General features: G+C 62.9%; 6 protein-coding genes. 2 read left to right on the plus strand and 4 right to left on the minus strand.

Features of this window, described 5'->3' with window-relative positions:
• Window positions 1–129: 129 nt before the first annotated feature.
• The gene (locus QZZ02_RS14535) at window positions 130–933 is read right to left on the minus strand and encodes an FkbM family methyltransferase (protein ID WP_291845473.1); all 804 of its coding nucleotides are present in this window, start codon (window positions 931–933) and stop codon (window positions 130–132) included.
• 779 nt (window positions 934–1,712) lie between these two features.
• Here QZZ02_RS14535 and QZZ02_RS14540 point away from each other — a divergent pair.
• Window positions 1,713–2,630 (plus strand): RNA polymerase factor sigma-32, encoded by a 918-nt coding sequence (locus QZZ02_RS14540; RefSeq protein WP_291845475.1) that lies wholly within the window; start codon window positions 1,713–1,715, stop codon window positions 2,628–2,630.
• A 51-nt stretch (window positions 2,631–2,681) separates the two neighbouring features.
• On the opposite strand, the gene QZZ02_RS14545 is transcribed toward QZZ02_RS14540, so the two are convergent.
• Window positions 2,682–3,644: a thermonuclease family protein gene (locus QZZ02_RS14545; RefSeq protein WP_291845476.1), complete on the minus strand. Its 963-nt coding sequence runs from the start codon at window positions 3,642–3,644 to the stop codon at window positions 2,682–2,684.
• 157 nt (window positions 3,645–3,801) lie between these two features.
• On the opposite strand from QZZ02_RS14545, the gene QZZ02_RS14550 reads away from it, so the two are divergent.
• Window positions 3,802–4,350: a methyl-accepting chemotaxis protein gene (locus QZZ02_RS14550; protein ID WP_291845477.1), complete on the plus strand. Its 549-nt coding sequence runs from the start codon at window positions 3,802–3,804 to the stop codon at window positions 4,348–4,350.
• Window positions 4,351–4,616: 266 nt separating this feature from the next.
• Here the strand turns inward: QZZ02_RS14550 and QZZ02_RS14555 are convergent, their stop codons facing one another.
• Entirely contained in the window at window positions 4,617–7,061 is a 2,445-nt protein-coding gene (locus QZZ02_RS14555) for an EAL domain-containing protein (protein WP_291845478.1), read from the minus strand.
• A gap of 281 nt (window positions 7,062–7,342) precedes the next feature.
• A partial coding sequence (locus QZZ02_RS14560) for a S8 family peptidase (protein ID WP_291845479.1) occupies window positions 7,343–9,965 on the minus strand: 2,623 nt, incomplete at its 5' end.

A 9,965-nucleotide genomic window follows, 5' to 3' on the forward strand; every position in this document is an offset into this window, starting at 1 on the left:
CCTGTACGTTCCCGTGAACAACAAGAATGCCGAAAACCATACGGCCGTCGCGCAGGCACCGCATCAAAAAATCAGTCACGCGTCATGGATCCGAGAATTTTCGCGTCTCTATTTTTATAAATGATAAAATCAAGTCAAAATAGATTTTATTTTTGCTGCATAATCCGACACCTCAGTCATTATTGATTCAGTTACTACAATATTGTTTTTGAGAAATACTGCATTATACTGAGATCTCGCTATGTTGTCCCGCATGACCATACGGAAGCCAGCCTGCTCCAGCATTTGCCCAATGGACCCGGCATCTCCCTGCCCCAGCCACACTTCCCGGCTTTCCAGTTCAATGAAGATGGCCTGGGCGCGCGACAGGAATCCTGGCGCACCCTCGAGAATTTCCCGCTGCACCCCCTCGGCGTCGATCCAGGCCGTCGCGCGCCGGTAGTCGGTATCCGCCAAGGCCGCATCGAGCGTGAGCCCGTCAACAGTCACCGTGTCGTACTCAAATGACTCATTGCGGCGCATCAGGAGGCTGGAAATCATGTTGCCGGGCTTGAACTCACCGCCGGCCCATTTGCGTGGAATGAAAAACGGCATCGGCCCGCTTTCAGAGCAGATCGCACAATTCCTGTAATCAATGCCCAACTGGTCCAGTTCCGGCCAATAGGCCTTGTGCACATGCGGATTGGCTTCAAAGGCGATCGCCGTCAGTCCCGGCGAATTGGCCTTGACCCGTTTCGAGTAGCTTGCCTCGTGCGCCCCGACTTCAACGGACAGGTCGGGCGCCAGGGCGGCGACAAGCGTGATGAACGCATCCTCCAGCAAGGTAGCGGTGTGCGCACGATTGCCCTGGCGATTGGGGGAATCCGCTATGAGCGGCGCGGCGACGCTGCTCGCTATCTCAGACTCCAGACGCTCAAGCTCCAGGAAAGACATTATCGTTTTATCCTTGAATATATATCAAATTATTAAATATCGGCGATACATACTGAAAAGCAATACGCCTATGATTTCTATGAATGCTTGAGAAAATGTCGCGATTCCACAAGCTTCGAACCATGTCACATCACGTCGCACTTCAAAAAAACTAACACCGGCCCGGAATACAAACCACCATCATGTCATGGTCTGGCGCGGCCCGCCCTGATCGCACCAAAATCCCGGCCGGATATCCGGGCGCGGGGCCCATGCTGCAATCTGCTTCATCAACATCATCACGCCTTGCCGCCTCATTGATCGCACGCATCACCATGCCCACCGAAAGCGCATCACGTTGTTGCGCCCGGGCTTGGCCTGCGGCGTGGCTGCCATCCCGCTGCCAGGGCAGGTCGCACGCGGTTTTCCGGTGTCCGGTGCGGCGGCATCCCCGCGCCGTTTGGCCCTCCCCGCGTCGGCGCGATTGCCCTGCACGGGCTGAGCCATGCACCGCTTGTCAACGCGCAGGCCATATCCGGTTTTCCAGCTCGCGGGTGAAACGCAGCGGCCGCCTTGCGACCCTTGACCTGGAAAACCGTATGCGGCGACGTGCCGGCAAGTTGACCATGGGGTGGCGGGCGCTGAGAGCGCGGATGACCAGGGCGCACATGGCCTTGTTCCCGCAGGCTTCAGCCCGATCCGGGACGAACGAGACGCGACCGCGGTCTCCTTTCGGCCAAGCCCGGTGATCCGAATTTTCGGTATGGACGTACACCTCCCTGAAGCGAAGGAGGAAGACCATGCCAACCGGCCAGACTGTCAAATCTCGTTCCGTCACCCTGACGCCGGCCCGCGATGCCGGCGAGCAGCGTTTTGTGAAATCCGCCATGGCCCGCCCCCTGCTGGCCCGCGAGGAGGAAGCCGATCTCGCCCGGCGCTGGCGCGATGATCGCGATGAGGCCGCCCTGCATGCGCTGACCGAGGCCCATATGCGGCTGGTCATCGCCGTGGCGGCCAAGTTCAAACGCTACGGCCTGCCTTTCTCCGATCTGATCCAGGAGGGCAATATCGGCCTGATGAAGGCCGCCGACCGTTTCGAGCCGGAGCGCGATGTCCGCTTTTCCACCTATGTCACCTGGTGGATCCGCTCCTGCATCCAGGATTATGTCCTGCGCAACTGGTCGATCGTGCGGACCGGCACGACCTCGGCCCAGAAATCGCTCTTCTTCAATCTTCGGCGCATGCGGGCGCGGATCGGTGATCTGGAAGGCAGTTCGATTTCGCCCGAGAACCGTGAACAGATCGCCAGAGATCTCCGTGTTCGCGAGAGTGATGTCGATACGATGGTCATGCGCCTCGGCGCCTCGGATCGGTCGCTGAACGCGCCTGTCGGGGATGACGAACAGTCGCAATGGCAGGATTTCCTCGTCGATGACAGCCTGGCTCCGGAAGACGAGGTCATGGACCGCACCGACAGCGAACGCCGGTCAGCCTGGCTTGGCCAGGCGATTGGCGATCTCAATCCGCGCGAGCAATTCATCATTCGCGAACGGCGTCTGAGTGAAGACGGGTCGACCCTGGAGACGCTGGGCCAGACGCTGGGCATTTCAAAGGAACGCGTCCGCCAGATTGAAAGCGCAGCGCTGGACAAGCTTCGGAACAATCTGTGTGCGGCAGTCGGTGACCCCTATGAGGCCGGGCTGATCCCGAACGCCTGAACAACGGCAACTCACGGATCTGACAGTGCGAGGCGGGCCGGGACGTCCGCCTCAGCGCGCCATGACAGCCCCGTCATCCTCGTCCAGCAATTCAAGCCGTTCGGGATGGTCGAGCTGGAGAAGCGGGCCGTTTTCCTCGACCAGCCAGCCCCGGACCCGGACGCGCCGGCCCGTCAGCTGGTCCGGCGTCAGACCGGCGGCTTCGAAGGCCGGACTGTCGCCCGCATCAATGCGCACCGTGAAATCACTGCGATAATCGCGCCCGAAATTCAGATATATGCGACCCGACTCCAGGCGAACCGCCTCCAGCACTCTGCCCTCGATGATCTGGACAGACCCGATGTCCTGGGCGCGGGCATCGGGGTGGGTGTCGCGTATCCGGTGAGCCGGATCGGCCCACAATCCGCGCCCGAGCTGACGCGCCTCGCGCTCGGCCGCCAGCAACACGGCCGCATGGGCATGATTGTCGGCATGGGTCATCACGCGCGCCAGGCCCGCCTCGACGAGGCGATATTGCAGCCAGGCATCGCCGGTCTGGTCGTCCTGCAGTTCATCCGGCGGTTCATCCGGCAGGCCTGAGACCGTGGCGGGCGGCGTGGCCACCAGCTGGGCAAGCGCGCGGTCATAGCGGTCCCGGCGCAGTCCGGAATAGACCAGCCGCAACTCCCGACCCGCAAGCCAGTCGGCCAACCGGGTGCGGCTCGCGGCCGGAACAGGCGTGTCGATTTCGGCGAGCCGCACTTCCACGACGCCGTCGGCCGTCGAGACCCGGACCGTCAACGCACCCGACATCCCGTCGAAACGGCCGGTTTCACCTGACTCGCCGACGGGCATGGGTCCGCCGACAAGCAGTGCCGGATTAGGCGAATCGGCGAAGGACGCGGCCGCGGCGGGCATGACGCGCTGCCCGCCAGCGACCGGCGCGACCCGCTCGGCGGTCTCTCCCGCATCCTGGACCGCCGCTGACGGACCGCACCCGACCAAACACAGCATCAACAGGACCAAGCGACGCATGACCACACCTCCTTGCGGAAGAATATACACCTCCTGGTTGCAAGTCGCAAGAAAGCCCGCAAAAAATCTCCGGCAAAATCGCTGCGGCGCTTACCAATCCGTTTACCATCTCGGCCTAAAGCTTTCTTCAGACAATCCAATCAGGGACACCCCTCCTATGAACGCCTACGCCTACAATGATGACGCGGCTGCCCATGCGGGCGCCTCCACCGACGCCCATGCCATCGCTGAAGCCGTTGGCGAATCAGCCGCGCGCGCCTCGCAGGGCGCCGAAGCGGCCCAGGTTGCCCGCGACGCGATGAACCAGGTTGAGGAATCCAGCCAGGTGCTCGAACGCCGCGTCGAGGCCCTGACCGATGCGTCACAGCGCATCAATGCCATCCTCTCGACGATCGAGGCGATCGCCAGCCAGACCAATCTCCTGGCCCTCAATGCGACCATCGAAGCGGCGCGTGCCGGTGAAGCCGGCCGCGGTTTCGCCGTGGTTGCCGGCGAAGTGAAGGCCCTGGCCGGCCAGACTGCCAAGGCCACCGAAGACATCGCCTCGCGCATCGCCGCCCTCGACAATGAGGTCAAGGAAATCCTCGACGGCGTTCGCGGCTCCGGCCAGTCGGTCGCCCGCGGCAAGGTTGCCGTCGACCAGATGACCCAGGCGACCCAGGAAGTGGCGCACCAGCTCAACACGCTGCGCGACCGCGTCCGCTAGGACGGTCGTCAAACCGGCAGGAACAAGGGCAGGCGCCGCAAGGCCCTGCCCTTTTTCGTGTTCCCTGCCCTTTTTCGTGTTCGCGGTCCGCCCTGAGCCTCCGCGACACCGTCGCCGGCGCGCGCGCCAACGCGATGACTGATCATGCATGCAGCCGGCCTGCGCCACCGGTCGGTGCCCTTCAAGGCCCGCCACCATGCCAGCCGACGCGATCGAAACCGGGGCTCGCCGCGCCCGTGCATCACGGGCATCTCACACCGCTGTCGTCAGAGCGAGCGAAGGCGGGGAATGCGCTGGACCGGCGCCGTGAGGAAGGTCTCGAGTTCCGCGATGGGAATAGGCTTCGACAGGTAATAGCCCTGGATCCAGTCAGCGCCGAGCAGTTTGAGCGCGGCGAGGTCCGTATCGACCTCGACGCCCTCTGCGACGACTTCCAGACCCAGATTGTGGGCCAGATCAATCGTAGACTTGATCAGCATGCGACCACGCGCATTTGCGTTCAGATTGGTCACGAACTGCCGGTCGAGCTTCAGCTCGTCACTGGGAATCATCTGCAGGTAAGCCAGTGAGGACTGACCGGTTCCATAATCATCGATCGAGATGCGCGCGCCGGCTTCTCGCCACGCATTGAGATGTTCGATGGCCTTGTCCGGATTGGTCATCACCGCAGTTTCGGTGATCTCGAGCGTGATCGGGCCATGGGCGCCGACAATCATGGCGCGGGCCTTGCGCGCGAAATCGGCATCGCCCACCAGCGCACCCGAAATATTGACCGCGATGCTGATGGCGTTGCCGGCCGCCAGCAACCGCTTCTGGTCTTCAATGCTCTGGCGGAGTGCCCATTCGGTAAAGGGCCGGATATGGCCGGTTTCCTCGGCCTGCGGGATGAAATGATCCGGCGGGATGTAACCGCGCTCGGGATGGAACCACCGGCTGAGCGCTTCGACAGACTCAAACCGGCCGGTGCGCACATTGAGCTTCGGCTGGTAGAAGAGCGCCATCTCGCCCTTCTCGGTAGCCCGCATCATCTCGCTCATCAGAGACAGGTTGGCAGCCGGATTGCCGTAGACGTTCCGGTCGAACTCGGCGTGCGACAGATTGAGACGACGCGCTTGGTCAATCCCCAGGTGAGCCTGCCGGATGGCGGTCTCCGCATCATCGTCCTGCGCGAAGCCACAGATGATGCCCGCGTCGATATTGAGATCGTCGACCTGCACCGGCGTTTCGAAAAGGGCGATCACATCCCGGGCCACGGCATCTGCGTCGCGCCTATCGGCCGATGGCTGCAGCAATCCGAACAGTCCCGGCAGAAGCCGGTATACCGTCACCGGATATTTGCCACCGGCGAGGCGCGCGGCGACGGCGGCCTCGAAGCGGGCATAGATGCGATAGCCGAGCGCGCCCGACAAATGCTTGCGGCGCTTGATCTGGACGGCGATGACCGTCGGCATTGCGCCCCTATCCGCCTTGACCGCCGCCAGATCGCGAAGCATGGCCGCATGGGTAGGCAGCCCCGTGCTGGCGTCCGTGTAAAGAACTTCCGACAGGGCCAGCGCCCTGGCGCGCGCCACCCGGCCTCTCGCGAAAACGATGCCGGCAATGAAGAGGCCGGTCACGCCCATGCCCAGGGCAATCATCAAGTTCCGGGCCTGCCGGGCCCGCGCCAGTTCGAGCGCCTGCTCGAGGCCCTCCGAACGCAATTGCTGGATCTCCAACTCCTGCTCGGTGAAATCGAACTGGGCGCCAACAAGGGCGCTGTTGGCCGATGTCGCGAAGGCCGCGCGCTCGTCCGTCAGGCGCTTGAACGCCTGCAGGTGGGCATAGGCCGAAACCCAGTCGCCATGGGCGGCGTAGATCTCGGCCGCACGTCCGTGCAGCTCCATATAGTTCTGTGATGTCGTTTCGATCTCGACATCGCGGAAGGCGATACCCAGGAATCTGACGGCGCGCTGCGGTTCCCCGCGACCGTAGGCAATCTGCGCGCGGACACCCCAGAAAAAGCGGACCCATTCAAACGTGCCGTCATCCTCGACCAGGCCGAAGGCGGCGTTGATCGAGTTCTCGGCCCCGTCATAATCGGCCTGATCGAGCTGCATGCTGGCAAGATTGTTGAGCACCCGGGCCTCGAGGATGGCGCTGCCCATGGAGGTCGCCAGCGCCCGCGCTTGCCCGAAGGACCGGGCCGCGTCCTCATAGCGCCCAAGCTGGGTCAGCGCGTTGGCCAGATTGTTGTGAGCGGCCAGATCCAGCGACGGGTCCTGGTAGCGATCCAGAGCATTCTGGAAATACTCCACAGCCCGCTCGTATTGCTGGGCGTCGGAATAGATGGACGCCATGGACTGGAGCGCGATCGACTCGCTGCGGCGCTCGCCCAGATCGCGGTAGATCTCATAGGCGCGCTGATAATTCTCCAGCGCATCACCGTGCTCGCCGAGCACTTTCTCGATCCGCCCGAGCGAGGTGTAGATGTCCGCGAGGAGCTTCGTCTCGGCCGGCGCCTCGCCCAGACGGGCGAGCGCGTCCAGCGCGATCGGGTGGGCGTCCTCGGCCCGCCCCATACGGGTCAGCGCTTCAGACTGCAGCCACCAGGCCGTCGCCATCGCCTCATCACGCTCATTTGTCATGAGCCGGCGCGCGAGATCCTCGGCACGCTCCGACAGCGACAGGGCTTCGATCGGGTCCCGCATCATCGCCGCCTGGGACGCACTCACGGCTTCGGAGAAATTCTGAATTGTTTCAGGTTCTTGTGCGCGCACAGCCGCGGGAACCAGAGCCAGATACAAGCTCAGGACAACCGTAAAAACAGCCAGTGGGTTTGCAGGCAAACGCACAAATACTCTCCGGACACGCCCGCGCGGACGTTATTGACGCTTAACAATACCAGCCTTGGCTGAAGGAATACCTAATGGAGCCCGCCTCGAGGCCTGCGTGAGAACGCAAAAGGGCCGCCGGCTTTCGCCGACGGCCCTCTTTCAGCACGCTGCCGAGTGGATCAGAAGCGCATTTCGAAGCGGAGACCGCTGGTCGCGGCCGAGAATTCCGAGACCTGCTCGTCACCGGACAATTGCTGGCGGCTGAAGACGCTCAGACGACGATCCGACGAGCCCAGCTCGGTGGCATAGATGACCTCGGCATAGACCGGACGCCGGCCACCCAGCTCCCAGACACTGCGCTCGACGGCAAGCTCGCCCGTGTCACGATCGGTGACCGCCATGCCGGTATAGCTCAGCGCGCCGCTTTCGACATGCAGCGGCTGAACCATGCTCAGACGGACACCGTCACGGCTTGAGAACAGGGCGCCATAGCGCAGCGAGACCTGGGCCGCCGTGCTGTCGATCCGATCGGCAATATCCAGCAGGCCACCATCAAAGGCAGTGGTCCGCGTCTGGGCCATCGTCACCGAGGCACTCAGACCGATCCGCGAGGACGGCCGGGCGTCGACACCAAAGGTCAGCGCGGTCGTATCCGCACCGCCCTCGAGGGCCAGAAGACTGCCACCCTGGGCACCGAGCAGGCCGGTCGCCTCGTGCAGCTGGGTCAGCGAGCCATTGACCGTGACACGGTCATTCAACGGGTAGCTGAGATCGAGATTGGCGGCGACGGCCTGGTAAGGCGCGACACTGTCAAACAGGGCTCGCTCCTCACCGGTGCCCGGCATCACATAGAGCGCTTGCTCATGGGTGGTGGTGACACCGAAGGCGACCTGGAGATCCCCGGCGAAGTCGAAGGCGCTGGCCGCATAGGCGCCGCCAGAGGCGAAGCCGAGGACCGGGTTCACGCCGCCGCTTTCCGGACGATGGTCCGAGAAAAGGTTGAAACCGGTCTGGCTGGACAGCGCCAGAGCGCCTTCACCGACACCGAATTTCATCGAGCGTCCGCTTTCCGTATCGGTCAGCTCGACACCGGCATGGAAGCCCAGTTCACGGGCATAGCCGAGATTGGACGGATCCAGGGTGGAGGCCGTGGCCGTCACCATCAGGTTTCCGGTCTGTGAGAGGAGCTGCGATGCGCGTCGGATATCCGAGAAATGGGTCCCGTTCAGCGACGCACCGGTCCGCTCATAGATATATTGTTCGGCATAGGCATTGGCGACCGATTCCGAGAGCGAACTCCCGACAATCAGATCATCCACCGCGATCGAGAAATCGCGGAAGCTGTCGCCGATATCCTCGAAGACCGCAACATGGTCCCGGCCCTTGTGGCGCAGCGAGAGGCGACCACCGGTGATGATCAGTTCGCTGGCTTCAATCGGATTGTTATGACGGTCGAGGCCATAGAGATTGGCCGGATTGAGCGGCGACATGGCACCGGCGACATCGAGCATGCCGTGGCCATAGACCGCGTCCACGCCCGGCTCACCGAGATCACGGGCCGACAGCAGCAGGACATCCGCCACTTCGCTGCCATCCAGCCAGTACCACCAGCCCTTGACCAGGGCTGCTGCGCCCGAAACCAGCGGCGCCGCAAACGACGTGCCGGAGACACGGGTCACACCGCCTTCGCCGTCATCAACCAGCAGGAGCTCACCCGGTGCGACCAGGAAACGGTCCATCAGGCGCGAGCCCGGCAGGCAGCTTCCATTGGTCAGCAGGCAGGCTTCGCCCGGCGTATTGGAGAAGGAGGAGATATTGCCCGTCGGATCGACCGATCCGACCAGGATGAGATTGTCGAGCACCGAAACACCGGTCCAGTCGAGATCGACAGTCTGGGTGACACCGTCATTGCCGGCAGCGATCACGAAAGTCAGGTTGTCGGCGCGGCGTGCCACCCGGTCCTGACGGAAGACCTCGGCCCACTCCTGGTGCAGGGTCCAGCCCGGCACGCCGAGCGACATGTTGATGACGGACGCACCGCCATTGGCCAGGGCCTCGACCCCGTCCGCAACATCCGCCCAGCCCGCCGTGTGGGACTCGTCGAAAGGATTATAGAAGCGCATCGCCGCATGCGGGGTAACCCCCATCACGCCAACACCATCGACCGGCGCACCGATCAGGCTGGCCACGGCATTGCCGTGATTGACATTGAGATAGTCGCGCTCGCCGCCTTGTCCGCGGAAGCTGGACCCGTCAACCGTATTGACACTGAAATCGAGCACGCCAACCAGCGGAGCACGACCCCAGTCATAGCTGGCTGCCAGGGCCGGCGACCAGTTGATGGCCGGCATCCAGTGATCGACATGGTCGACGCCGGAGAAGCCCATCAGGCTGTCATAGAAAGTCAGGAAGAATTCCGACCGCTGGCCGATGCTGACCGAGGCCAGGCTGTCCGGGTCATCAAGATCGATCCCGAAGCGCTCCAGCAGGGCATCGAGGAAGGCCTCGTCCATGCTCTGGCCGGTGCGCGCTTCAATGGCGGCACCGAACACGCTCTCGGCACGATCGATGACCGAAGCCATCTCATTGGCGATCACTGAGAAGTCACCGCCCTCGGCCGCCGCCTCATTCCATTCGAGATTGAGATCGCCCCAGACCGGACCGACCTCCTGCCAGAACGGGTTGATGTCGCTCCAGAACGGGTTGATGTCGTCACTGAAGAAGGGATTGATATCGCCCCAGAACGGATTGATGTCGTCGCTGAAGAAGGGGTTGATGTCCCCGAAGAAGGGATTGATGTCC

Origin of the sequence: Maricaulis sp. (assembly GCF_015665295.1) — a bacterium.
Classification (GTDB): Bacteria; Pseudomonadota; Alphaproteobacteria; order Caulobacterales; family Maricaulaceae; genus Maricaulis.

What these genes read in the sequence shown, in the direction of transcription:
- QZZ02_RS14540 (WP_291845475.1), top strand. Translation starts at nt 1,713, where the DNA reads ATGCCAACCGGCCAGACTGTCAAATCTCGTTCCGTCACCCTGACGCCG.
- QZZ02_RS14550 (WP_291845477.1), top strand. Translation starts at nt 3,802, where the DNA reads ATGAACGCCTACGCCTACAATGATGACGCGGCTGCCCATGCGGGCGCC.
- QZZ02_RS14545 (WP_291845476.1), bottom strand. Translation starts at nt 3,644, where the DNA reads ATGCGTCGCTTGGTCCTGTTGATGCTGTGTTTGGTCGGGTGCGGTCCG.
- QZZ02_RS14535 (WP_291845473.1), bottom strand. Translation starts at nt 933, where the DNA reads ATGTCTTTCCTGGAGCTTGAGCGTCTGGAGTCTGAGATAGCGAGCAGC.